This window comes from Pedobacter sp. KBW06 (assembly GCF_003852525.1).
In the GTDB taxonomy this organism is placed as follows: domain Bacteria; phylum Bacteroidota; class Bacteroidia; order Sphingobacteriales; family Sphingobacteriaceae; genus Pedobacter.
The window spans coordinates 514110-538721 of the sequence record NZ_QAJL01000005.1 but is presented as its reverse complement, the minus strand read 5'-3'; the positions used below and the strand labels follow the sequence as shown (position 1 = coordinate 538721).

Genomic DNA, 24612 nt, shown 5'->3' with positions numbered 1-24612 from the left:
GTCGTATTTCCGCAGTAATTTTTAAAAAAATGAAAGTATGGATGAAGGCATAGAAAGATTTGCCCCTTCAGGCAAAGATTTCAGCCTGAAAACAGCTTTCATTTTTTAAATCTTCAGCGTAAAATTCCGGCACGGCACCTTACAAGTCAATCTGCGCTGTAAAAACCTGACCAAACCTGTCTTTGGCAACAACCTCAACCTGCCTGGCAGTTGCAGAGGGAGTCACATAAAACAAATGATCCGTAAGAATCGGTTCTACCCAAGGCTGTTCCTGAGGCTTAACCGCACCCTCATACAAATCAATCGCCATCGGATCTTTCCCTGAAAACTGCGTCATCGCACCTTTCAATACCCCATCTTCTTTCCAGTTAACCTCCCACGAAGCATCCCAGTTCCATACATTGGCCACCACCTGTCCCGGTTTAGCTTTGTTACTCCGGTCATAAACCCTGATCTGATGGTCCTTATCTTTACCAATAGACTTATAATACCAGCTCAGCTGATTTCCCTTTACTTCATATACGCCATATCCTTTAGGCGTACCATCATAACAAACTGGTCCGCTCCACCAGGCACCACAAATTGCACCATGCACAATCTCATGCCTGTTTCCTTCTACAATGTGTTCATTAAAATGCGTATGACCGGATAAAATATAACTCTGATAAGGTTTCAGTATTTTATACAATTGCTCCCGGTTAGACACCACATTGGCAATGTCATCTTCTTTCAGCTCATACCGCCTTTTTTGCCCCGTATTTGTAGGAATATGAAGGGTAAGCACTACCGTTGTCCCCAGCGGTACATGTGATAAATCCTGCTCCAGCCAATGGAGTTGATTTTCGGTCAGGTAACCGATATAGCGTCTTCCTGTTCCAAGAAAAAACACATCATCCAGAGCTACATAATGAATCTTGCCCCGGTTATAAGCATAATAAGAAGGGCCAAAATTCTGTTTAAAAGTCCTGGCAGACAAATCATCTGTACGGACGTCAAGGTCCATATCGTGATTTCCGATCACCTGAAAAAAGGGAATGCCCGACTGACCAATGCTGCTTTTATAATCTTTAAATAAGCGGAACTGGTCCCATACGATATCTCCGGCACAAATGCCATGGATCAACGTTCCTTCAGGATAACCCGACTTTAGCTTTACCAGATCCGGGCCGGCCTGAGTCAGTATATTTTGTGCATCTGCATCGGTTTGGATCTGCGGATCTGCCCATACCACAAATATATGCTCATTGTCGTCTTTAGCGAGCCTTTTAAGGCTAAAGTTAAAATCGCCGGCTGCAATCGGTTTATAGAATTGCGCAATTCCTGATTCATGATTGAATTCATATCCGGCAGGTATAGTGATGTAAATAAATTCGCTGCGCGGATCTGCCTGCAACGAAAATGAGCCCTGATGATCCGTGGTTACGATGTTAAAACCATCAGTAACGGGAACACCCTTGATTCCTTTCCCCTGGTCGAGCACTTTTCCGCTAATCAAAGAATCTTTAAGAACCGGGCTCACAAAAGCTTTACCGCTGGCAAAGAGTGTTGCCGGAGCACTAAGTGCGGTGCCTAATAAGGCAATATTTTTAAGAAATGACCTTCTTTTTTCCATAGAAATCGATTTTTCAGGAGAAATCCCGAATGCTGCAAAACTAGAATTATTCCAATACCATTGGCGTTAGCTATAGGTTAACAATTTATTAAGCATCATTAAAAATCAGGCAGAATCCCGGAAAGGATATAATAATTTGATAATGATGACTAAACCTCCGGCGGACCTGATCTGAATAATTTTGACAAAAATTTACGGCGGGATCCATGGAATTATTTACAGACGACAGGCATGCAGCTCAGGAACTCAAAGATGGAAACGTCGAGGCACTGGGATATTTCTATCGTTTATATGAGCGTCAGCTCTATCATTTCCTATATGCTTATTGCCGGGACCAGGACCTGGCAGAGGAGATGATCCAGTGTACTTTTATCAAAGTTTGGGAGAAGAGAACGCATCTGGACCTTTCCAAAAGTGCAAAGAACTGGATTTATACCATGGCCAAAAATCTGCTCATCGATTCCTTACGTCAAACAAAACGTCAGGAAAAAATCTGGAGCCTTCATCCGGTAATTCCTGAACAGGACGACAGTACCCACAACCAGATTATCTACGCCGACTACCAGCGCATGATTTCATCGGTTTTAATGAAATTACCCAAAAGAAACCAGGAAGTCTTTGACCTGAGCCGCGGACAGCAGTTCTCCAACAAGGAAATCGCTGATCAGTTGAACATCTCTATTAAGGCTGTAGAAAAGCACCTGACCAAGACCCTGCGCTTTTTAAGGGGTGTTCTCAAAAACGAGCAGTTGCTGGTATTCCTCATTCTGCTGAACCTTTAATTTTTTTTTATCTGCAGGGTAGGGTTGTCTGCTCCTTCATCCGTATAGCTTCATATCGACATGAAGAATACTCCTTTTACAAAAGAAACGATGACCCGCTTTTTCCAGAATACACTGGGGGAAACACAGCATCAGCAGATTTTAGACTGGCTCAGCAGCTGTACTGAAGAAGAACAGGAAAACTTTTTCAAAGCACACCTGGATTACCTCGATCAGCAACCCATCTCAGAAGAAAGCATGGATGAATCTGGTTTTGAAGAACTGAAGGCAACCATCCTGCGAAGGGAAAGCGTGAAGAAGAACTTTAAAACCTGGTCGCTCCGTATTGCGGCAGTGCTTTTCCCTTTCCTGATGGTATGGGCTTTATTTCTGCAACCTAAGCCGGAATTCAAAACCGCACCGCAAACCGCAAAGGCTTCCGCAGCTAAGCCTGTAGAAGTGAGCAATGAGGGAAGGATAAACAGGGAAATCACCTTACCTGATTCTTCCATAGTTACCCTGTATCCAGGTGCATCTTTGCGATATGCTGCTCATTTTGTCCAGCAAAAGAGAGAATTAAACCTTAGTGGAAAGGCATTTTTTAAAGTGAAACATGATGCCAATAGACCATTTATTGTCTATAGCGGACAAGTTCAGACCGTAGTTCTTGGAACTTCATTCTGGGTTGATGCACAGCCTTCTGGAGCCAGGGTCAGGGTGACCGTAAAAACAGGAAAGGTAGGGGTAAAAACAGCCCTGAATTCAACGGTATTCCTGTTGCCGGACGAACAGGCTGTGTTTATAAAAAACGAAGGAACATTAGCCAAAATTACCCCTTCCAAACAAGTTCAGAAACCAGCAGCCCCACATTTAATAACATCGGATAAACCAGCCTTAGCCTTCAACGAAACCCCTTTAAGTCAGGTGGTGACCTTGCTTAAAGAGCAGTTTAAACTGGAGATCTACCTGGACGACGAAAGCCTTGCTGCTCTCCGCATCACCTTGAATACCAGAGGTAAATCACTGGAAAGCATCCTTGAAGAAATTAAGGCCCAGGCCCCGGTTCAGTACGAACGAAAGGCTCAGGAAATCCATATAAAAGAGAATAAAACCACAAAATAACACCACAGACAAATTATTCAAACATGAAACACAGATCAGGATTACGACATTGTTTATTGCCCTTTGCATTGGCATTATTGGTATTCAGCACTTTATTGTTCAGTCAGATTTCGGCGCAGGCACAGGGGGCAACCTCTTCCGGAATAAAGGGTTCCGTATTTGACAATTCCAACATACCACTTTCCGGCGCAGGTATTATCGTTACTTATCTCCCGGCAAACTCCCGTTTTGAAAGCAAAACTTCAGATAAAGGGGCTTTTAATCTGCAAAATTTACCCGTAGGAGGACCTTACAGAATTGAAGTACGCCATATCGGAAACCGCAACTATACGGAAAACAACGTGTTTCTTTCCCTCGGACAGGTCTATACCTTAAAAGTATACATGAGTTCTGAAAATCAGGAACTTCAGGCAGTAGAAGTCACCGCACAAAGGGCCGGGTCTTCAAGAAACCTGGCAAAAACCGGGGCTTCGACCAACATCAGCAGAACAGACATCGATCGTTATCCTTCATTAAACAGGTCCCTGGCTGATTATACCAGGTTTACACCGCAATCCTCCGGATTGTCATTTGGAGGACGTAACAACAGGTACAATAACATCCAGATTGATGGTTCCCAGAACAACGACATCATGGGCTATGGTGTAGGCGGGGGAACAACTACAGGTTCACCAGGCGGACAGGCGGGAACACAACCCATCAGCTTAGATGCAATTGATGAAATTCAGGTAGTACTGGCCCCATTTGACGTAAAACAAGGCAGTTTTACAGGTGCCGGAATTAACGCCGTTACCCGTCGCGGAACGAACACTTTCTCCGGTTCTGCCTATACCTTTGGCAAGAACCAAAATCTGGTGGGCAAAAGTCCGGACGATAAAAGAACAAAATTCAATGACTTTACCGACTATCAGTATGGTTTCCGTTTAGGTGGACCTGTGGTTAAAGACAAACTGTTTTTCTTTGTCAATGCGGAGATCAGTCGTCGTGACGAACCGCTATTGTACCAGGCCAACAGGGGCAAAGGAGCTTCAAACGAAGCCCAGATTCCATTGGAAACAGCGCAAAGTTTCTACAATACCCTAAAAAATACCTATAACTATGATCCTGGAAAGTTTGAAGACATCAGCAAAAAGACCAATAGCGAGAAATTCTTTCTTCGCTTTGATTACCTGATCAATGCTAAAAACAGACTTACCCTGCGTCATAATTATGTGAACGGAAAGCGCGATGACATCAGCAATGGCATCAATTCACTGCGTTTTGAGAACAATAAATACATTCAGACAAATAAAACGAACATTACAGTTGCAGAGTTAAATACCTATTTTTCAAATAATGTGGTGAACAACCTGATCGTCGGCTATTCCAATGTAAGAGATAACAGGGAAATTCCGGGCAGCCCCTTTCCACAGGTAACGATTCAGCTGGATGCGACAAAAACGATGGTTGCGGGAACAGAAGGGTATTCGCCTTCCGCACGACAAAAGCAACATCTTTTCCAGCTGACAGACAACCTGGACATCATTCATAATGACCATCATTTCACCATTGGTACACAGAATGAGTTTTTTAAATTCGACAACCTTTTTATCCAGAACATCTGGGGAAATTATACCTATGCCAGTCTTGATGCTTTTGCCAAAGCACAAGCACCAACCATTTACCAGCTCACTTACTCAAAAATCCCGGATGTAAAGATTCCGACTTCCGTTTTCAGGGCCATGCAGCTTGGATTTTATGCACAGGATGAATATACCGCTATGGAAGGCCTGAAATTAACGGGTGGCCTTCGCGTCGACATCCCGGTATTCCTGGATAAACCACTGGAGAATGAGCAATTCGCAAATTCTTTCAAAGCAGAAGGATACCGCACCAGTAGACAACCGAAAACAAAATTACTTTTCTCCCCGAGGTTAGGCTTTAACTACGACATCAACAATGATGGCAACACCATTATTCGCGGAGGAACCGGGATTTTTACCGGAAGGCTCCCATATGTTTGGCTGGGAAATGCTTATAACAATTCGGGTGTAGATTTAGGCAGAATCAATGCCACCGCTGCTGCTGCATCGGGAATCAAATTTAATCCTGATGTGGACAATCAGCCAAGAACGGCCAATGTAGCCACTTCAGAGATCGACCTGACAGATCCAAACTTTAAAATGCCGCAGGTATGGCGCTCAAATCTGGCGATAGATCAGAAACTTCCTTTCGGTTTCAGCGCAACACTGGAAGGAATCTATGGCAAAGAAATGAATGCCCCTTATATCAAAGACCTCAATCTTGTGGAGCCAAACGTTAAATTGGCAAGAGAAGACAGGGATGTTTATCCTGCCGGTTCAGGGCGACTAAAATACCCTGAATATACCAACGTATTTCTGTTGACCAATACAAGCAAAGGGTATCAATATAGCCTCACCGCCCAGCTGCAACGCAATGTGTCACAAGGCGTATCAGGAAGCATCGCCTATACCTATGCACAATCGGAAGACATTTCAAGCATGAATTCTACGATTGCCTCCACAAATTTCAGGAACAATACCATTGCCAATAACCCCAATAACCCAACTTTAACTTCCTCAGACTGGAACCTGAACCACCGCATCATCGGAACCTTATCTTACCGTTTCGAATACCTGAAGAACTTTGCAACCACCATAGGATTGGTCTACAACGGACAGTCTGGCCTTCCTTATACCTACCGTCTGAATTCCGACATCAACAACGACGGACAGGCACAGAATGATGCCATGTACATCCCCGCTACTTCAAAAGACATTACTTTAGTACCAAACAACGCATCGGACAAACGTACGCCTGCTGAGATCTGGGAGCAGTTAAATGCCTTCATAGAACAGGATCCTTACCTGAGCAAACACCGCGGACAATTTGCAGAAAGAAATGGCGCAAGAACACCATGGTCACATATTTTTGACCTGCACCTTGCACAGGATTTCCTGATCAATACCGGAGGAGGGAAAAAACATAACCTTCAAATCACCTTCGATGTATTTAACGTAGGAAATCTGCTCAACAAAAACTGGGGATTGGTGAAACTGCCATCCATCACAACGGCACAATTGCCTGCCACACTGAGCGGCTCCATTCTTAGCTACAAAGGACTCGATCCACTGGCCTTTAGCGCTGGAAATCCAATCCCAACTTATAGCTACAGCCCGGTAAACGGATCCTTTATCAATGCACCTTTTGATTCCAGATGGAGAGGCCAGCTGGGACTAAGGTATAGTTTTTAATCCCGTGGATAACCATAAGAACACCTGCACGTTACCCTAATAATGTTCTCCTGAAAAATCGCCGGTTCTAAAAACAATCTTGAAGATCCTGCGCATTAAAGGTGACCTCCCGGGTTAAGGCGGTAGAAAAAAAAGAGAGATGGGATGAAGGCATAGAAAAATTTGCCCCTTCAGGCAAAGGTTTCCGCCTGAAACCATCTCTCTTTTTTTTAAACTAATTTCTTACTGAAATATTTAGGAAACTCAACATATCCCTGTCGCTCATAAAAGCGATGCGCCGCCGTTCTGCGAATACTGGAATGCAGTTCGATCCGGTTACAGTTCCTTTCTTTTGCCAGTTCCACACAACGCTCTTCCATTTCCTTTCCTAAACCACGGCTTCTTAGCTGATCGTCAACGGCAAAATAACTCACCATCGCAAAATCCCCTGCATAAGCAATCTGAGGAAGAAAATGAATCGACATGAAAGCAACGACCTGATCATCCAGCTCATAGACAATCAATTCATGGTCCGGATGTCCGATCAGTAACGCCAGCTTTTCTGCGACCAGGCTTTCTGCTGTCGGATGTTCCATTTGCGCTAATAAAGACCCTATGGCCTGCGTATCTTCTTGTTTTGCCCTTCTTATACTCATATTAAAAACTGGATTCATTAATAAAGGTAAAAGTATCATTTCTTTAGGATCAATTCCAGCCGCCACCCAGCGCACGGTATAAATTGACGATGGCATGTAATTTCTGACTCTGGTCACTGATCCCTTTTAACTGCGCTGTCAGCAGGTTTTGCTCTGCGGCCAGAACATCTGTATAATTGGTATTCTTGCTGTTGTTCAGCAGTTCTTTATTGAATACCAGGGCCTGTTCCAGGGCTTTTAACTGTTTACCACGTTTTTCTTCTTTTTGCGCAGCATACTCATAAGAAGATAAAGCATCTGAAACCTCCTGGGCAGCTTTTAAAAGGGAGTTTTCAAAGCCATACAATGCCTGTTGCTGTTTTGCTTCTGCAGTGCTGAGCCTGGCTTTATTGATTCCCTTATTAAAAACAGGCTGTACGAGGCCGGCGGCGATGTTGCCAAATAGCCCGGCACTGCTAAACCAGTTACTCAGCCCGAGACTAGAAAATCCGGCTGCAGCGGTAATGCTAAGCGAAGGGTAGAAGGAAGCCCTTGCGAGATTTGTATTTTCAAATGCGGCGCGGAACTGATATTCTGCCTGTTGAACATCCGGTCTGTAGGCCAGCAATTGCGCCGGTATTCCGGGTTTTAAATCATAGGTCAGTCGCTGCAGGGCGAGAGAAGTCCTGCTGATTTTCGAAGGAGCACGGGCGAGCAGTACACATAAGGCATGTTCTGTTTCTTTGATCCGCTGCTGTATATCTGGAATAGCGAGATCTGCCTCGTAATAATTGGCTTCACTTTGTACCACTGCCACGCCGTTTAAGATGGAACTTTCAAAAAGCAATTTGATCGCATCCGCATCCGCAGCCCTGTTTTCTGCGGTTTTCTGAGTCACCAGTAATTGCTGGTCCAGGGCGAGTAATTCAAAATAATGATTGGCAATATCTGCGATCAGCTGAGTTTGAACGGCTCGTTTTGCGGCATCACTGGCCAGAAGGCCGGCAAATGCAGCGCGTTTTGCGCTGCTTAGTTTACCCCAGATGTCAAGCTCCCAGTTGCTGCTGATGCCAAAGTCATATTGAGTGGAGTTGCTGATCATTCCAAAACCCTGCGGAAAGGCCAGTCTGCTTTGCTTTACAGAGACATTCCCATTTAGCCCCGGTAAAAACGCGGCTTTACTCAGGCGCAAGCCTGCCTGAGCTTCGTTAATGCGTGCAATGGCAATCTTCAGGTCTGGGTTGGCATCCAGTCCTTGTAAGATCAGCTGATTTAAAACGGTGTCGGTAAATATTTCTGACCATTTCATACCTGCCATGTTGCTGGTATCGGAAATCTTAACGTCCCTGTAAGCGGAAGCCACTGACAGGTCCGGTTTCTGATAAGGTTTGGTTACTTTACATGAAGCCCATAATCCAATGGAAATCAGCAAAAAGAAAGATGTTTTATATGTATTCATTACGGTAGGTTAAATGTTTTCTTCTAAAGGGCGTGGGGGATGATTCGGTGTTGCTATTCCTGAAATCTTTTCCTGTGCGGACTGGAAAATGATAAAGAGCACAGGGATCACAAAAACGCCAAAGAGGGTTCCAATCAGCATTCCGCCAACAGCGGCTGTACCGATAGAACGGTTACTGAGGGCTCCGGCGCCGGTAGCCATCATCAGGGGAACGAGCCCGAAGATAAAGGCAAAGGAAGTCATCAGAATCGGCCTTAATCTTGCTTTTGCCCCATAAATTGCAGACTGTACAATGCTTCTTCCGCTCAGACGGTGCATCAAGGCAAACTCGACAATCAGAATGGCATTTTTTGCGAGTAAGCCAATCAGCATGATCAGACTGATCTGAAGGAAGATGTTGTTGTCGATGTTAAAGAGATTCGCGAAGATAAAGGCACCTGCCAAACCAATTGGAAGGGAAAGCAATACGGAAAAGGGCAGGATATAGCTCTTGTATTGTGCACTCAATAAAAAATAAATGAACACCAGACAAAGGGCGAAGATCATCACGGTCTGACTGCCACTGGACAGCTCTTCCCTTGTTAAACCGGAAAACTCATAGGTATAACCCCGGCTTAAAGTCTGTGCAGCAACTTCTTCTATGGCTTTGATCGCATCTCCGGAACTGTAACCTTTATTTGGAGAGCCAGTTACAGTGGTTGAAGTAAACAGATTGAACCGGTTAATAAACTCCGGGCCATAGGTTTTCTTCAAGGTCACGAACTCCGAAATTGGCGCCATCATTCCCTGTTCTGTCCGGACATAAACCTTATTGAGGTCTGCTTCTTTAGCCCTGAAATCAGGATGACTTTGCATCATGACCCGGTACTGTTTCCCAAATTTATTGAAGTCTGAGGCGTAAACCCCTCCAAAATATCCCTGTAAGGTATTGAGTACGGTATTGACGCTTACTCCTGCATCTTTACATTTCTCTATGTTCACATTGACCTGCAGTTCCGGAAATCCGATATTGAACGGACTTGTGGCATACATGATCTCCGGACGCTGGTTGATGGCCGTCATGAATTTACCGATAGATTTAGCGAATTCTTTATAATCTCCTCCGGTTCTGTCCTGCAGCTGAACTTCAAAACCATTATTGTTTCCGAAGCCCTGCAGCGTTGGGGCTGCAAAGAAAATCACCTTAGCGCCTTTTAGGTGCGCTGTTTTTGCGAACAACTGATTTACGATCGCACTGACATCCTGATCTTTTCCTTTTCTCTCTTTCCAGGGCTTCAAACGGATAAATAAAGCGCCATAGGAGCCACCAAATCCATTGATCAGGTCCATTCCTGCCAGTCTGGAGGAGAGTTCAACCTCAGGAATGCTTCGGGCAATGCTGTCCACCTGGTTAATGATTTGCTCTGTTCGTTCCAGCGTAGCGGAGGGAGGAAGGATCACATCTCCATAAATAGCGCCGCCATCCTCATTCGGTACAAATCCTGTTGGCGTCGTTTTCAATAGGGTATAGAAAATAAAACCGAACAACAGAATCCCCACAATGGAAATCCATTTTCTGCGGATCAGGAACCGGACTGCCCGCATATATTTGCCGGTCACCGCTTCAAATGCCGTATTAAACCCGGCGTAGAAAGTGGGTAGAAATCCTTTAGGCTGATGTTGCTGATCCGGGTTATGGGGCTTTAAAAAGATGGCACAAAGCGCCGGACTTAGCGTCAGCGCATTCACTGCTGAAATTACAATCGCAACAGCGAGGGTTAGCCCAAATTGCTTATAAAACACTCCTGCAGAACCGGTAATAAAGGTTACCGGAACAAATACAGCAGACATGATCAGCGTAATCGACACGATGGCCCCGCTGATTTCACTCATCGCATGAATGGTAGCTTTCTTTGCAGATTTGGCGCCCTGATCCAGTTTTGCATGAACCGCTTCGACCACCACGATGGCATCATCCACCACAATTCCAATCGCCAGCACGAGTGCAAACAAGGTCAGCAGGTTGATGGTAAAGCCAAAAAGTTTCAGGAAGAAAAAGGTACCGATGATGGCCACCGGAACCGCAATTGCGGGAATGAGGGTAGAGCGGAAATCCTGCAGAAAGATAAATACTACAATAAAAACAAGGATAAAAGCTTCTGCGATGGTGTAGATCACCTTTTCTATGGAGGCATCCAGAAATTCATTGGCATTCAGGAAAGTATGGTACTCTACGCCGGGAGGGAAATCTTTGGATGCTTCTTTCAGGATGTTTTCACAGGCAATGATCAGTTCTCTGGCATTTGATCCCGACGACTGGCTTACGGCTCCTCCGGAGGAGACCTTTCCCTGTGTCAGCAGTGAAGTGGTATAATCCAGGGCCCCGAATTCAACTTTGGCTACATCTTTAAGCCGGATCAAACCACCCTGGCGCGCACTGCGAAGCACAATGTTTTCAAATTGATGCGCTTCATGCAGTCGCCCGGTATATTTCAAAGCATATTGAACCGATTGCCTGCTGTTTTCACCTATTTTACCCGGTGCAGCTTCAATGTTCTGCTCTTTTAAGGCAGCAATCACATCGTCGGGAACCATTCCATGGCTGGCCATGGCCTCAGGCTTCAGCCAGATTCTCATGGAGTATTCCTGGTTTCCGTAAATGATGGCCTCACCAACACCTTCCACACGTTTCATCTGCGGCATGATATTGATGCGCAGGTAATTGTCCAGGAATTTCTGGTCATAGGCTTTGTCTTTACTATACAGGAGAAAGCTAAAAGCTGTACTGCTCAGCTTCTTGCTCGTGGTAATCCCTGCCTTGATCACTTCTGTAGGGAGCAGGCTTGTGGCTTTGGTTACCCTGTTCTGGACATTTACTGCCGCCTGATCCGGATCCGTGCCCTGCTTAAAGAAAATAGTGATGGTGGCACTTCCGTTGTTACTGGCAGTAGAAGTCATGTAAGTCATGTTTTCTACACCATTGATTTGCTCTTCAAGTGGAACAATGACACTTTTCATCACTACGTCTGCATTGGCCCCCTGGTAGGCTGCGGTTACCGCAACAGTTGGGGGAGCGATCTCCGGATATTGGGAGATGGGCAGGGACAAAAGCCCGAGAAGCCCTAGGATGACGATAATCACCGATATGACCGTAGATAGTACCGGATTTTCTATAAATTTTCTTAACATGTCTTTTTCTTATTTCGCTGAGGATGGGGTTGTTTTGATTTTCATTCCATCTTTTAAATTCTCCAGTCCCTGGGTAACGATCCTGTCGCCGGATTTTACCCCACTGGTCACGACATAATCTTTCTCTGTCACGGCATCCATGATGTCTATTGGGGTATTGTGAACCGCATTTCCGGCATCCACTTTAAATACAAAGTGTTTGCCCTGCAATTCGAAAGTTGCGCTCTTGGGGATGAGGATTGCGTCATTCACAGCGGTAGGAATGTTCAGTACCGCACTGGCACCACTCCAGAGTTTCGCTTCCGGATTGGGGAATACGGCTTTAAAATTGGCGGCCCCCGTGCTGGCATTGAGTACACCACTTAAAGTTTCAATCTTTCCTTTAGCCGCATAGACCGTTCCATCGGCGAGGGTTAGGGAGACGTCCGGCATGTTTCTGAATTTGTCCTTTACCTGCTGTCCATCGTATTTATTGAGAAAAGAAGCCAGTTGCTGCTGGCTCAGGGAAAAATACGCGTAGATCTGCTTTGTATTGGCTATGGTAGTGAGTGCCGTTTCGGAAGTGCTGCTTACCAAACTGCCGATTTTATAGGGAAGACTGCCTACAACACCATCAATCGGGCTTACGATATTCGTATAAGCGAGCTTGGATTTCGCGGCAGACAGGTCGGCATTTGCCTGATTTAATTCCGCCCTTTTTACACGCTCGGTGTTCCTCGCCGAGGTGAGTTCAAAAGTGTTTACAATCTTCCGTTCTACCAGCACGGCTGTTCTCTGGCTCTGAATGGTTGCCGTTTCCAGATTGGCTTCAGCAGCCAATACTGCGGCCTTCCTGCTGTTGACTTCCTGTTGATAGCTATTGGCATCAATTTTAAAGAGCGGCTGCCCTCTGCGTACCGTGCTACCTTCGTTTACATAAACCTGCTCGACGTAGCCATCCACCTTGGACCTGATTTCCACTGTTTGTTCTCCCTGTAGTGTAGCGGGATATTCTACGGAAAGTGCTGTTTTTTGAGGCTCCAGCAAGAGGGTTGGTAATTCGGGAAGTGCATCTTGCTGCCCCTGGTTTTGAGCAGGTTTGCAGGAAGTCAGAATAGCGGTCAGCAAGAGCGGGTATAGTAATGTTGTTGTTTTCATTTATATGGTTTTTTTTCTTTTGTAAATCATTAGAGGGGAGCCGGCTTCTCCCCACATCAGGGTTTGAACCTGTTCCATTAATCGTCCTGTTGCAGCTACATATAGCGTTTCAGGCACCTCGGATCTGGCCTTAAGCACCACTTTCATGTCTTTGTAAGCGGAGTAATCCAGGTTTTTTATTCTTTCCAGCCAGATCAGCTGCTGATGCTCTTCCAGCTTTCCAAAACAGACAAAGGCAGCATGAGGCTGAAGAAGGGAAGCGATAAAGACATAGGCCCAGTAAGGGACAATCGCATCGTTTGAACAATAAATGACAACTTCCTTATTTCGGTACTGATGCCAGTCGATGAGGCTCATCTCAGCTCTGAATAGTTTTTCCTGGAGCAGGTAGCCATGAAAGAGGTAAGGGACCATGTCGAAGGCGAAATAGTCAGTTTTTGCAGGTTTATAAGACAACAGGTCGACTGTAACGATTCCTGATTGTGCTACTTTATTTATTATCGGATCCATTGGCGGATATTTAAATGGTGTTTCAGCAGGATTAATTTATAGGCATAGGGATTCCAGCCCGGTTGAATTCCTTTACCGGAACCGGGTAATTCTGGCGCATTTTATGCGCTTAACTGTACATGTGAATTTTGGAGAAGAACCTTAAATCAGGTACTTCTTTCCGGAGCTGCGCCTGAAAAGTACGTTCCAGTAAGGAACAACGTATATGGGAAGGGCTTCGGTTGAAGCAAAAGGAGAAGTTTTTCTATTTTTTTGTAGTTTAATTGGCATAATCCTTTGTTTAATACGTGAATAGTTGTTTGTACTCCTCAAAGCTTTTATCTGAAAAATCCAATAAATCGGGTCTTCAGCCTTGATAAGTTCGGCAAAGTTAGTACTTTTGTGAATAAAACAACTAAACACTTGTTTTATTAGATTATGAAGACAAACAGATTTTTAATGTTATTGAAGACCAGGGGGGCTTTAACGGCCGCTTCAATTGCTCAGGAGCTTGGAATAACTAATGAAGGTGCAAGATTACAGTTGTTAAAATTTACGGAAGAGGGCCTCGTGAGTTCTTACAATGAATCTCAGGGCGTAGGGCGGCCCAAGCAGTTTTTTAACTTAACGGCATTGGGTAATGCCAAATTCCCGGATACCCATGCAGAACTTACGGTAAAGCTGATCGAAATCATGAGGGATACCTTAGGTGCAGAAGCCCTGCAGACGGTAATTAACGTCAGTGAAGCTTCGGGAAAAACACGTTACCTGAACGAACTGGAACCACTTTCCAACCTGGAAGACCGGATTGCAAAACTGACGGAAATCAGGAGCCGGGAGGGATATATGGCAGAATATACGAGGGATAAGGAAGGTTACCTGCTCATAGAAAACCATTGCCCCATTTGTGCAGCTGCAAAAAGCTGCCAGGGTTTCTGTGCTGCCGAACTCAATATTTTTAAACATGTGCTGGGTGATGATGTAGCGATCAGCCGCCTGGACCATATTGTAAGCGGAGACCGGAGATGTGCCTATCGGATAGCCGAAATCAGTAAATAATATTTGTATATGGACACTGCTGCCTACCTGAAAAGAATCAATTATGAGGGAGACCTGCAGGTTTCCCCCGACTTGCTGAAAAAGCTGCAGTACTTACATTTGCTCCATATCCCCTTTGAAAACCTGGACATCCATCAGGGCGTAGAAATTAAAATGGAAAATGCTTTCTCCAAGTTAATAGAAAGGGGCAGAGGTGGATTTTGCTATGAATTGAACGGCGCCTTCTTTGGCTTATTGAAGGATATTGGCTTTCAGGTCAGACTCATTTCCGGGAGGGTAGCCAATAAGGAGGGAGGCTTCGGGCAGGAGTTCGACCATATGGCCATTCTTGCGGAAATTGATGGAAGCCGGTATCTGGTAGATGTCGGATTTGGAGATTTCAGCGCTGAACCTTTAAAAATCATGCTGGATATCCTGCAGCATGACCGGTATGGTGATTTTCAAATAGAAAAGTTCGATGGCAGGTACCTGATCGTCAAAAAGCGGATAGCCGATGTTTTTGTTCCGGAATATATCTTTACGGAAACCGCCAGAGTTCCTGAGGATTTTAAGGAAATGGCGATCTACCACCAAACGAGTGAAAAATCCAGTTTCACAAAGAAAAAAATCTGCTCAATTGCTACAGAAAACGGCAGAATTACCATTACCGGAGAACGCTTAAAAATCCGGGAAGCTGAAGAGCTGATGGAGAAAAAATTTGAGGAGGAATCAGAATTTCATCATTATCTCCGGAAGTATTTTAACATACAATTGAGCAGCCGCTAAAGACCCCGGTTCAGCTATTTTTCTACTCCATAAATCTTCAGTTTAAACTCAATTACAACTTGCTCCGTATGGCGCTCAGGATGCGGTCGTACTGAGTCAGGATCTAGTTCATATTTACTCCACGTTGAGTCCACATCTTTCCTTCAAAAACGTGGACTCAATGTGGACTCACTGTGGACGTAACGTGGACTCAGTACGAAGGTATCCCGAACCAAATATGGACAATGATCAGGTGTCAACATGGAGCTTGTTTTAGGAAATCCGGGCTGATTTTAACGTTTTTTATCTACGCTTTTTATGATGTTCCTGTATCGATTTTACAAGGCTAAACAATATCGCTGTTTTGTCCGGCTTACGCTAACGATTGCGTAGTTTTTTCCCGCTCATTTGTTTCATTAGCTGTCAAATCTTTGTAGACTTGTGTCAGCCCGGAACAGGGCCCTAACCAAATCTTCAAAAGAATTAACCAGGATATGAGCAAAAGTTCCATTTTCCCTGTTTTGTTTACCTTGCTCTGCACAGGAGCGGGATATGCCCAATCAGCACCTCAGCTAGGCGGGAAACCTCTGGTATTGCTGGACTCTTATTTCAACAATGAAATCAAAAACGATGCAAATGGCATCCCACAGTCCTGGCATTACAAATGGGAGGAAAACAGCGGTGTAGGCTTTTCCTTATTTGCGGGAGTACTTAAGGATAAAGGATTCAGGACAGAAACATTAAGGGCTGCGCCAACAAAGGCCGCTTTAAAACAAGCCTCTGTATACATCATTGTTGATCCTGATATTGAAAAAGAAAATCCAAACCCCAGCTTTGTAAACGACCAGGACATTTCTGCCATCACCTCATGGCTCAAATCCGGTGGGGTATTGCTGCTGATGGCAAACGACACCGGAAATGCAGAGCTGGAACATTTTAACCGGCTCGCCGGGCAATTTGGCATCCAGTTCAACACGAACAGTAAGGGGAGGGTGGTTAAAAACCAGTTTGAAATGGGGCGGATAGACGTTGATCCCGGAAATCCTTTCTTTAAAACCGCAAGGCAGCTGTTCATCAAAGAATATAGTACGCTGACATTAAGTGGCGCAGCAACATCCATTTTGAAGGATAAGGACGGGGACCAGGTCATCGCCATTGCGAAATACGGCAAAGGAGCGGTTTTCGCCATTGGTGATCCATGGCTTTACAATGAATACGTGGACGGAAAGAAACTTCCTGTGGCCTTTGACAATTTAAACGCGGCCAGGGACCTGGCAGACTGGATCAAAAGCTGCCTATAACGATTGCGCAAATAATTCCGGATGAAGCCTGTTAATCCTTATAATAATTATGTAGAATTGTTTTTGAGGTATAACTTTTTGCCGCTTTATCTATAAAAATTAATACATTTAAAAATATTATTGTGAAGAACTTTTTAGACGACAATTTCTTATTACAGACCAAAACAGCGCAAACGCTATATCATAATTTTGCAAAACAGATGCCGGTTATTGATTACCATAATCATTTAATGCCGGATCAAATTGCAAACGATTTCATGTTTGAAAATATTACCCAGGTTTGGCTCTATGGCGATCATTATAAATGGCGTGCAATGCGTGCAAACGGCATCGATGAACATTACATTACCGGTAATGCCACGGACCTGGAGAAGTTTAAAAAGTGGGCGGAAACTGTACCCTATACACTGAGAAATCCTTTATACCACTGGACGCACCTGGAGTTACAACGTTACTTTGATGTACACGAGGTACTTTGCCCTGCAAATGCGGAGCGGATTTATGAAGAATGTACTGCTAAACTCCGGACACCTGAATATTCCGTGCAAAACCTGTTGCGGAAAATGAAGGTAAAAACCTTATGCACCACCGATGATCCGCTGGATTCCCTGGAACACCATCAAAAAATAAAGAACGATGGGCTGGACATCAAAGTGCTTCCTGCATTCCGTCCGGATAAAGCAATGAACGCAGATGATCAGCAGGCACTGAATACCTATATCGATCAGCTGTCGGCTTTAACAGGCAGGGAACTAAATGACCTGGATGCTTACCTGTCTGCGCTTAAATCAAGACATGATTACTTCGCCGAAAACGGCTGTTCCGTTTCAGACCATGGACTGGAACAGATCTATGCGGAGGATTATACCGAGGAGGATATCAAAGATATTTATGGAAAAATCAGAAATGAAGTTCCTTTAACCATCGAAGAAAAAACTCAGTTCAAATCAGCCTTATTGTTTCAGTTTGCCTTATGGGACCATGAAAAAGGATGGGTCCAGCAATACCATTTGGGCGCTTTAAGAAACAACAATGACAGGTTGCTGACCCAGTTGGGCCCGGATACCGGATTTGATTCGATTGGAGATTTACCACAGGGAAAGGCATTGTCTAAGTTCTTAAATAAACTGGATGCCCAAAATTGCCTGACAAAGACGATTTTGTACAACCTAAATCCTGCCGACAATGAGTTGATGGCTACGATGATTGGCAATTACAATGATGGAACAGTTGCCGGAAAGGTTCAATGGGGCTCTGCATGGTGGTTTCTGGATCAGAAAGAAGGAATGATCAAACAGATCAATACCTTATCGAACATGGGCTTACTGAGTCGTTTTGTAGGCATGCTCACCGACAGCAGAAGCTTTTTATCGTATCCCCGTCATGAGTATTTCAGAAGGATTTTATGCAACCTTTTTGGTGATGATGTAGAAAATGGAGAATTGCCTGATGATCAGGAATGGCTTGGAAAAGTGATTCAGGACATCTGCTATAACAATGCAAAAGAATATTTTAATTTTTAATGATATATGGGCAAGGTTTTAAACTTTGGTGAACTGTTATTGAGGATCTCCCCGGATGTAGAGGGAGCCTGGCTGAAAGAAAATAACCTTCCTTTTTACGTAGGTGGGGCAGAAGCCAACGTTGCGGCCGCTTTGGCACTTTGGGGTGTTCCTTCCGCGTACCTCTCTGCGGTACCGGATAATTTTTTGAGCAGACAGGTGGTTGCTCACCTGGATGAGCTGCATATAGACACCAGCCGGATGCAATACCTGGGAGAACGCATTGGTTTATATTACCTGGCTAACGGGAAAGACCTCAAAAACTCCGGGGTAATTTACGACCGCAATTATTCTTCTTTCTCTACCTTAAAAACGGGAGTAATTGATTGGGATGCCGTTTTCGAAGGGATTGGCTGGTTTCATTTCAGCGCGATTTGTCCGGCATTAAATGCGGACGTTGCTGCGGTATGTGAAGAAGCGCTAAAGGCGGCTTCTGAAAGGAATATCCGCATTTCACTGGACCTGAATTTCAGAAGTAAGTTATGGAAATACGGAAAAGATCCTATAGATGTGATGCCAATATTGGCCCCGTATTGTGACCTCATCATGGGAAACATCTGGGCAGCAGAAAATATGCTGGGCATTCCTGTGCCTGCCGGCCTGGTGGAAGCAGACCTGAAAGAAAATTACCTGGAGCAGGCGGCAATAACCTCCAGGGCGATTATCGCAAGCTTTCCTAAATGTACTGCGGTAGCCAATACCTTCAGGTTTGACTTTAAAACGGGTGTTAAATATTACAGCACCTTGTTTACGGAAAATGAATTGTTTGTTTCCAAAGAGTACCGAGCAGAAAAGATCGGCGGAAAAATAGGAAGTGGCGACTGCTATATGGCAGGCCTGATCTATGGTTTTTACCATCAGTTGCCTCCCGCAGAAATTCTTGGATTTGCCACCAGCGCGGCCTTTGCCAAGCTCTTTACGACCACTGATTTCAATACGACAAAAACAGAAGACATCCAATCGGTGGTTCAGGCTTATGAAACCACCTTTTAAACAGAATAACAAATAACAGTTCAGGTAGAAATGAAGCAATCAACAGGACAATGTTGCTTTGTAACCGCTAAAAAAACATAAACAAATGAAAACAAAAGAAAGTTCTTTAAAAGCCATCACAGATCAGGGGATCCTGCCATTATTTTATTTTGAGGATGCTCAGGTGAGCCTGGACATCATCAGGACATTGTATAAAGCCGGAATCAGGGTGTTGGAATATACCAATCGTGGCCCTGCAGCTTTGGCCAATTTCAGCATGCTTACAGAGACCCTGAAAACTGAAATGCAAGACCTGCACCTGGGAATTGGCACGATTAAAACAGTTAAGGAAGCGGAAGATTTTATCGCCGCCGGCGCCCATTTTATCGTTTGTCCGATTGTAAACCCTGAAGTAGGCGAATTGGTTCATTCCAAAGGTTTACTATGGATTCCGGGATGTTTTACACCTACAGAGATCAATACTGCTCATCAGCTGAAAGCCGGACTGATCAAATTGTTTCCTGCAAACATTCTCGGCCCATCTTACATGTCTGCGGTTAAAGATCTTTTTCCAGGACAGTTGTTCATCCCTACAGGTGGAGTGGAGATCGAACAGCGCAACATCAGCGATTGGTTCAAATCAGGTGTATGCGCAGTAGGCATGGGCAGCAAGCTGATCAGTAAAGAGATATTAGAAAACAAAGATTATAACGAATTAGATACCTTAACCAGAAAGACAATTGATCTGGTAAAATCGGGCAGATAACGCCCGGCCAATTGACCTAACCAACCAAAGCCAAATATAATGAAAGAGACTAAAATGGGTAATTACAGATGGACAATCTGTGCATTATTGTTTTTTGCAACCACAGTCAATTACCTTGACCGTCAGGTGTTGAGCCTCCTGCATCCCATGCTGGAGAAAGAATTTAACTGGACCAATAGTGACTATGCCAATATCACAGCGGCATTTCAATTTGTATATGCCATCTCCATGCTCTTTGCAGGAAGGTTTGTAGACCGTCTGGGCACGAAATGGGGATACATCATCGCCCTCATCATCTGGTCCATAGGTGCGATCATGCATGCGGTTGCCGTCCCTATTGGCCTGAGTGCAGCAGCCCTGATCAGTTGGGTTGGATTAGGAATGGTACCGGTTTCTGTAATCGGTTTTATCCTGGCAAGGGCCGTCCTGGCTTTTGGTGAATCGGCAAATTTTCCGGCCGCGATTAAGGCCACTGCGGAGTATTTCCCAAAGAAAGAACGTTCTTTTGCCACTGGAATCTTTAACTCCGGAGCCAATGTTGGTGCCATTTTAGCGCCGCTAACGGTGCCATGGATCGCAAAAGTCTGGGGATGGGAATCTGCTTTTATCATTGTAGGTGCCGTTGGCTTTATCTGGCTGGGCTTCTGGTACGTCTTTTATGATAAACCGGAAAATCAGAAAAGGATGAACGCAGCTGAACTGGCTTATATCAATAGTGACCAGCAGGAGGAAACTCCGGTAGCGGAGCTCGCACCAACAGAAAAGGTAGCCTGGTTTAAATTATTAGGGTACAAACAAACCTGGGCATTTGCCTTCGGCAAATTCATGACCGACGGGGTTTGGTGGTTCTTCCTCTTCTGGCTGCCTTCTTACCTTAAAGTACAATACAGCTTAACAGGAACAGATATTATGATGCCTTTAACCGTATTGTATAGCATGACCATGATCGGAAGTATTGGCGGGGGATGGTTCCCGATGTACTTCATAAAAAAAGGATATTCGCCTTATGATGGCCGTATGCGTGCAATGTTTGTCATTGCCTTATTTCCATTACTGGTACTGGCGGCACAGCCGCTTGGGCACATCAGCTTCTGGATCCCGGTAGTCCTGATTGGAATTGGCGCATCTGCACACCAGGCATGGTCGGCAAATATTTTCACCACCGTTTCTGATATGTTTCCTAAGAAAAGCATTGCTTCGGTGATTGGAATTGGTGGCATGGCCGGTGGCTTGGGCGGTGTGGTGATGTCGAAATTAGGCGGTGCGCTGTTCGACCATTACAAATTGCTGGGGCATACTCAGACAGGCTATACCATTATGTTTGCGATTTGTGCAGTGGCTTATCTACTGGCATGGGTGGTGATGAAATCACTTGTTCCCAAATATACACCGATCACTGATTTATAAATCTCTAAGATTAACCTAACCGACCATATGACTATGAATTTTAATGAACAGCTCCAGGCCATCTTTGTGGAAGCACATGGGATTCCGGAGGAATTTAAATTAGAAGAGGAGGTTCACCAGCGGGAATACCTGAGCAATGGTGAACTACGTGCATGGGATGGAGAAGTACACGAGGTATTGTCGCCAATCTGTCTGAAAACCCCGGAGGGTTTGAAGCGTAAAGTGATTGGGACGTATCCTTTATGTAGTGAAAAGGAAGCGGCCGAAGCTTTGGATGCCGCCGTTACGGCTTACAACAATGGAAGAGGCGAATGGCCAACCATGAGCGTCGGCGACAGGATCAGCTGTGTAGAAAAATTTACCGGGCGGATTATAGAGAAGAAGGCAATTGTCGTAAAACTGCTGATGTGGGAGATTGGTAAATCTTATGCCGACTCTGTCAAAGAGTTTGACCGGACGGTAGAGTACATTCATGCCACGATAGATGCCCTTAAAGACCTGGACCGCCAGTCTTCGAGGTTCAGTATTGAGCAGGGAATCGTGGCCCAGATCAGACGTTCTCCTTTGGGTGTGGTATTGTGTATGGGGCCTTTCAATTACCCCCTGAATGAAACCTTTACGACCTTGATTCCGGCATTGATCATGGGAAACACCTTGTTGTTTAAACCACCTAAACACGGAACTTTATTGCACTATCCGTTACTGGAAGCCTTTAGGGATTGTTTTCCGAAAGGCGTGGTCAATACGATCTATGGACGTGGAAATAAAATCATTCCTGACCTGATGAAATCCGGTCAGATCAATGTGCTGACTTTGATTGGTTCCAGTAAGGTCGCAAATGAACTGAAAAAATTACATCCAAAAGTAAACCGTTTGAGGGCGATCCTCGGTCTGGATGCCAAAAATGCGGCCATCATCACGGCTAAAGCAGATGTTCATCTGGCGGTGCAGGAAACTGTTCTGGGTGCCTTGTCCTTTAACGGGCAGCGTTGTACGGCCTTAAAAATTATTTTTATTCACCGGACACTGGCGGATGTTTTTCTAAAGGAACTGACCAAAGCAGTGGAACAACTGAAATTTGGAATGCCCTGGGAAAACGGTGTTTCTTTAACACCTCTGCCAGAGCCACATAAACCTGCTTACCTGCAGGAATGTATCGCCGATGCGATTGCAAATGGCGCTGCGGTAATCAATGAGCATGGGGGAGCAGTGAATGAATCTTTTGTATATCCGGCAATTGTTTATCCGGTAAACAAAGAAATGAAGCTGTATACGGAGGAGCAGTTTGGGCCGGTAATTCCGGTTGTCCCTTTCGATGATCTGGAAGAAACGATCGATTATCTGATCGAATCTACTCATGGTCAGCAGGTCAGCATTTTTAGCAATGACGAAGAAGAGATTGCGGCATTAATCGATCCCCTGGTGAATCAGGTGAGCCGTGTAAACATCAATTGCCAGTGTCAGCGCGGGCCGGATGTATTTCCGTTCACAGGAAGAAAAGACAGTGCTGAAGGTACTTTATCAGTGGTTGATGCCTTGCGGTCGTTCTCGATCCGCTCCCTGGTGGCAACGAAATTAAATGAAAACAACAAACACCTGATCAATGAAATAGTGGAAGGAAACAGTTCCAATTTCTTAAGCACCAGGTATCTGTTTTAAGATAAGGGGCATCTGTTTTTAAATGCCTGTTTTAAAAATCTGCATTTGCAGGGATCAGTTGGCTTACTCCAATCTGATTCCTGCATCTTTATAAGCTTTCAGGCTTTCATGGTCCGGATCAATATCAGTGATAATGGTATCGATATCGCTCATACTGGTGATGTAATACGGCTCTGTGGTACCTAGTTTTTCTACCGTCGCAAGTGCGATAATCTGCTTGGATGTTTCTACCATTGCCTTTTTTACCTGGCAATCTTCATAACTGATTCCGGTAACGCCGGAAATCAGGTCAATGCTGCAAATGCCTAAAAAACAAATGTCCGGCCGGATGCCTCTGATCGTCTGGATCACTTCAAAACCAGAAGTAGAGAACGAAGATTTGTTTAATCTTCCGCCAAGGAAAATCACTTCTATGCAGGGATGGTCTTCCAGAACAGAGGCAACAGGGAAACTATTGGTAATCACAGTAATTTGCAGATCCAACGGCAGGAGCGTGGCAATTGCAAGCACAGAAGTTCCGGAATCAAACAAAACAACCTGTCCGTTTTTGATGAGCTTGACAGCCTTTTCTGCAATGATACCTTTATGGCTCACGTCATAATGTTCACGTTCACGAAAATGTCGTGGAATAGGAGAGCGGGAAATTGCACCACCACGAACGGCTTTCAGCAAACCCTGGTCTGATAACTCTTTAATGTCACGTCTAACGGTATCCTCAGAAACTCCTAATAACGTGCTTAAATCACCCAATAGAACTTTTCGCTCTTTGCGGATATGTTCTATGATCAGTTGTAATCGTTCTTCCTTTATCATATTGTTGCAAATATAAGGATTTAAATCACCTTATATATTGCAATATACTGCAAATTATTGCTATATTTGTTGCAATAATTTACGAAAAACACATGAATAAGATAAAAAAGACAATTGGAATTGACATGGATGGGGTTCTTGCAGATATAGAACAACAATTTATGGACTGGTACGAAAATGAATTTGGCATCAGGGTACCAAGGGAAGAAAGACTCGGCGTTTTAGAACCTGAAGGTTTCCCCGATAAAACCGCCATCAAAAGGTATGTGTACACCCCCGGCTTCTTCAGGACGATTCCCGTAATGGAAGGTGCAGTGGCAGCAGTAAAAAAGCTAATGGAAGATTATGAGGTTTACATTGTATCTGCTGCAATGGAATTTCCACAATGTTTATTCGAAAAGCACCAATGGCTGGCAGAACATTTTCCATTCATCAGCTGGACGAATATCATTTTCTGCGGAGATAAGAGCATCATCGATACCGACTACCTGATTGATGATCACTGTAAGAACCTGGACTTCTGCAAAGGGAAAGCAATTATGTTTGATGCTTCACATAATGTGAACCAACATCACCATGTGCGTGTTAAAAGCTGGAGCGAAGTTTTGACCTTGCTGGAAAAAGAAAACTTAATCGACGCTTAAACTTAAAACAAGCGCTATTTTCTCTGCTATTTTACTATCTTCTGCCCTGGTAGTAAATACCATTAAACC

At 44.6% G+C, this 24612-nt stretch carries 20 protein-coding genes; 12 read left to right on the top strand and 8 right to left on the bottom strand.

Translation table 11 applies throughout. The features are described 5' to 3' along the window. Positions 1-139: 139 nt before the first annotated feature. On the bottom strand, positions 140-1612 hold the full coding sequence (locus DBR43_RS28450) for a calcineurin-like phosphoesterase C-terminal domain-containing protein (RefSeq protein WP_124586718.1): 1473 nt from the start codon (positions 1610-1612) through the stop codon (positions 140-142). Between the two features lie 206 nt (positions 1613-1818). Here DBR43_RS28450 and DBR43_RS28445 point away from each other — a divergent pair, with 206 nt between their 5' ends. The 3 genes from DBR43_RS28445 to DBR43_RS28435 are packed head-to-tail and all read left to right on the top strand — an operon-like array spanning position 1819 to position 6749. Continuing rightward, positions 1819-2394, top strand: a complete 576-nt coding sequence (locus DBR43_RS28445; RefSeq protein ID WP_124586717.1) for an RNA polymerase sigma factor — start codon at positions 1819-1821, stop codon at positions 2392-2394. Between the two features lie 60 nt (positions 2395-2454). Further along, positions 2455-3495, top strand: coding sequence for a FecR family protein (locus DBR43_RS28440; protein ID WP_124586716.1), 1041 nt, complete (start codon positions 2455-2457; stop codon positions 3493-3495). Positions 3496-3518: 23 nt separating this feature from the next. Then, a complete protein-coding gene (locus DBR43_RS28435; protein ID WP_124586715.1) occupies positions 3519-6749 on the top strand; it encodes a carboxypeptidase regulatory-like domain-containing protein in 3231 nt (1076 codons plus the stop codon). 209 nt (positions 6750-6958) lie between these two features. On the opposite strand, the gene DBR43_RS28430 is transcribed toward DBR43_RS28435, so the two are convergent. The 6 genes from DBR43_RS28430 to DBR43_RS33465 all read right to left on the bottom strand — a co-directional run bounded on the left by DBR43_RS28430 (position 6959) and on the right by DBR43_RS33465 (position 13907). After that, positions 6959-7384, bottom strand: a complete 426-nt coding sequence (locus DBR43_RS28430; protein WP_124586714.1) for a GNAT family N-acetyltransferase — start codon at positions 7382-7384, stop codon at positions 6959-6961. Positions 7385-7433: 49 nt separating this feature from the next. Next, positions 7434-8822, bottom strand: a complete 1389-nt coding sequence (locus tag DBR43_RS28425) for a TolC family protein (RefSeq protein WP_124586713.1) — start codon at positions 8820-8822, stop codon at positions 7434-7436. 9 nt (positions 8823-8831) lie between these two features. Beyond that, positions 8832-11990, bottom strand: a complete 3159-nt coding sequence (locus DBR43_RS28420; RefSeq protein ID WP_124586712.1) for an efflux RND transporter permease subunit — start codon at positions 11988-11990, stop codon at positions 8832-8834. Positions 11991-11999: 9 nt separating this feature from the next. Next, positions 12000-13127: an efflux RND transporter periplasmic adaptor subunit gene (locus DBR43_RS28415; protein ID WP_124586711.1), complete on the bottom strand. Its 1128-nt coding sequence runs from the start codon at positions 13125-13127 to the stop codon at positions 12000-12002. Then, entirely contained in the window at positions 13128-13637 is a 510-nt protein-coding gene (locus DBR43_RS28410; RefSeq protein WP_124586710.1) for a DUF2480 family protein, read from the bottom strand. A gap of 141 nt (positions 13638-13778) precedes the next feature. Beyond that, positions 13779-13907, bottom strand: a complete 129-nt coding sequence (locus DBR43_RS33465) for a hypothetical protein (protein WP_255420981.1) — start codon at positions 13905-13907, stop codon at positions 13779-13781. A gap of 147 nt (positions 13908-14054) precedes the next feature. Here DBR43_RS33465 and DBR43_RS28405 point away from each other — a divergent pair, with 147 nt between their 5' ends. From DBR43_RS28405 to DBR43_RS28370, 8 genes are all read left to right on the top strand, one after another. Further along, positions 14055-14675: a helix-turn-helix transcriptional regulator gene (locus tag DBR43_RS28405; protein WP_124586709.1), complete on the top strand. Its 621-nt coding sequence runs from the start codon at positions 14055-14057 to the stop codon at positions 14673-14675. Between the two features lie 9 nt (positions 14676-14684). Then, positions 14685-15440, top strand: coding sequence for an arylamine N-acetyltransferase family protein (locus DBR43_RS28400; RefSeq protein ID WP_124586708.1), 756 nt, complete (start codon positions 14685-14687; stop codon positions 15438-15440). Positions 15441-15913: 473 nt separating this feature from the next. Continuing rightward, positions 15914-16720 (top strand): DUF4350 domain-containing protein, encoded by an 807-nt coding sequence (locus DBR43_RS28395; RefSeq protein ID WP_124586707.1) that lies wholly within the window; start codon positions 15914-15916, stop codon positions 16718-16720. A gap of 122 nt (positions 16721-16842) precedes the next feature. After that, entirely contained in the window at positions 16843-18243 is a 1401-nt protein-coding gene (gene uxaC / locus DBR43_RS28390; RefSeq protein WP_124586706.1) for a glucuronate isomerase, read from the top strand. Between the two features lie 6 nt (positions 18244-18249). Continuing rightward, on the top strand, positions 18250-19275 hold the full coding sequence (locus tag DBR43_RS28385; protein ID WP_124586705.1) for a PfkB family carbohydrate kinase: 1026 nt from the start codon (positions 18250-18252) through the stop codon (positions 19273-19275). An 85-nt stretch (positions 19276-19360) separates the two neighbouring features. Further along, positions 19361-20020 (top strand): bifunctional 4-hydroxy-2-oxoglutarate aldolase/2-dehydro-3-deoxy-phosphogluconate aldolase, encoded by a 660-nt coding sequence (locus DBR43_RS28380; protein WP_124586704.1) that lies wholly within the window; start codon positions 19361-19363, stop codon positions 20018-20020. Positions 20021-20059: 39 nt separating this feature from the next. Next, the gene (locus DBR43_RS28375) at positions 20060-21427 is read left to right on the top strand and encodes an MFS transporter (RefSeq protein ID WP_124586703.1); all 1368 of its coding nucleotides are present in this window, start codon (positions 20060-20062) and stop codon (positions 21425-21427) included. A 33-nt stretch (positions 21428-21460) separates the two neighbouring features. Then, complete coding sequence (locus DBR43_RS28370; RefSeq protein ID WP_124587017.1) at positions 21461-23086, top strand: NADP-dependent glyceraldehyde-3-phosphate dehydrogenase; 1626 nt, start codon at positions 21461-21463, stop codon at positions 23084-23086. A gap of 63 nt (positions 23087-23149) precedes the next feature. On the opposite strand, the gene DBR43_RS28365 is transcribed toward DBR43_RS28370, so the two are convergent. Beyond that, positions 23150-23899, bottom strand: a complete 750-nt coding sequence (locus DBR43_RS28365) for a DeoR/GlpR family DNA-binding transcription regulator (protein WP_124586702.1) — start codon at positions 23897-23899, stop codon at positions 23150-23152. 92 nt (positions 23900-23991) lie between these two features. Between DBR43_RS28365 and DBR43_RS28360 the strand changes: the two genes are divergently transcribed. Then, a complete protein-coding gene (locus DBR43_RS28360) occupies positions 23992-24543 on the top strand; it encodes a 5' nucleotidase, NT5C type (protein WP_124586701.1) in 552 nt (183 codons plus the stop codon). The last annotated feature ends 69 nt before the right edge of the window (positions 24544-24612 follow it).

What these genes read in the sequence shown, in the direction of transcription:
- DBR43_RS28360 (WP_124586701.1), top strand. Translation starts at nt 23,992, where the DNA reads ATGAATAAGATAAAAAAGACAATTGGAATTGACATGGATGGGGTTCTT.
- DBR43_RS28420 (WP_124586712.1), bottom strand. Translation starts at nt 11,990, where the DNA reads ATGTTAAGAAAATTTATAGAAAATCCGGTACTATCTACGGTCATATCG.
- DBR43_RS28440 (WP_124586716.1), top strand. Translation starts at nt 2,455, where the DNA reads ATGAAGAATACTCCTTTTACAAAAGAAACGATGACCCGCTTTTTCCAG.
- DBR43_RS28405 (WP_124586709.1), top strand. Translation starts at nt 14,055, where the DNA reads ATGAAGACAAACAGATTTTTAATGTTATTGAAGACCAGGGGGGCTTTA.
- DBR43_RS28445 (WP_124586717.1), top strand. Translation starts at nt 1,819, where the DNA reads ATGGAATTATTTACAGACGACAGGCATGCAGCTCAGGAACTCAAAGAT.
- DBR43_RS28400 (WP_124586708.1), top strand. Translation starts at nt 14,685, where the DNA reads ATGGACACTGCTGCCTACCTGAAAAGAATCAATTATGAGGGAGACCTG.
- DBR43_RS28425 (WP_124586713.1), bottom strand. Translation starts at nt 8,822, where the DNA reads ATGAATACATATAAAACATCTTTCTTTTTGCTGATTTCCATTGGATTA.
- DBR43_RS28415 (WP_124586711.1), bottom strand. Translation starts at nt 13,127, where the DNA reads ATGAAAACAACAACATTACTATACCCGCTCTTGCTGACCGCTATTCTG.
- DBR43_RS28410 (WP_124586710.1), bottom strand. Translation starts at nt 13,637, where the DNA reads ATGGATCCGATAATAAATAAAGTAGCACAATCAGGAATCGTTACAGTC.
- DBR43_RS28380 (WP_124586704.1), top strand. Translation starts at nt 19,361, where the DNA reads ATGAAAACAAAAGAAAGTTCTTTAAAAGCCATCACAGATCAGGGGATC.
- DBR43_RS28370 (WP_124587017.1), top strand. Translation starts at nt 21,461, where the DNA reads ATGAATTTTAATGAACAGCTCCAGGCCATCTTTGTGGAAGCACATGGG.
- DBR43_RS28365 (WP_124586702.1), bottom strand. Translation starts at nt 23,899, where the DNA reads ATGATAAAGGAAGAACGATTACAACTGATCATAGAACATATCCGCAAA.
- DBR43_RS33465 (WP_255420981.1), bottom strand. Translation starts at nt 13,907, where the DNA reads ATGCCAATTAAACTACAAAAAAATAGAAAAACTTCTCCTTTTGCTTCA.
- DBR43_RS28435 (WP_124586715.1), top strand. Translation starts at nt 3,519, where the DNA reads ATGAAACACAGATCAGGATTACGACATTGTTTATTGCCCTTTGCATTG.
- DBR43_RS28430 (WP_124586714.1), bottom strand. Translation starts at nt 7,384, where the DNA reads ATGAGTATAAGAAGGGCAAAACAAGAAGATACGCAGGCCATAGGGTCT.
- DBR43_RS28385 (WP_124586705.1), top strand. Translation starts at nt 18,250, where the DNA reads ATGGGCAAGGTTTTAAACTTTGGTGAACTGTTATTGAGGATCTCCCCG.
- DBR43_RS28450 (WP_124586718.1), bottom strand. Translation starts at nt 1,612, where the DNA reads ATGGAAAAAAGAAGGTCATTTCTTAAAAATATTGCCTTATTAGGCACC.
- DBR43_RS28375 (WP_124586703.1), top strand. Translation starts at nt 20,060, where the DNA reads ATGAAAGAGACTAAAATGGGTAATTACAGATGGACAATCTGTGCATTA.
- DBR43_RS28395 (WP_124586707.1), top strand. Translation starts at nt 15,914, where the DNA reads ATGAGCAAAAGTTCCATTTTCCCTGTTTTGTTTACCTTGCTCTGCACA.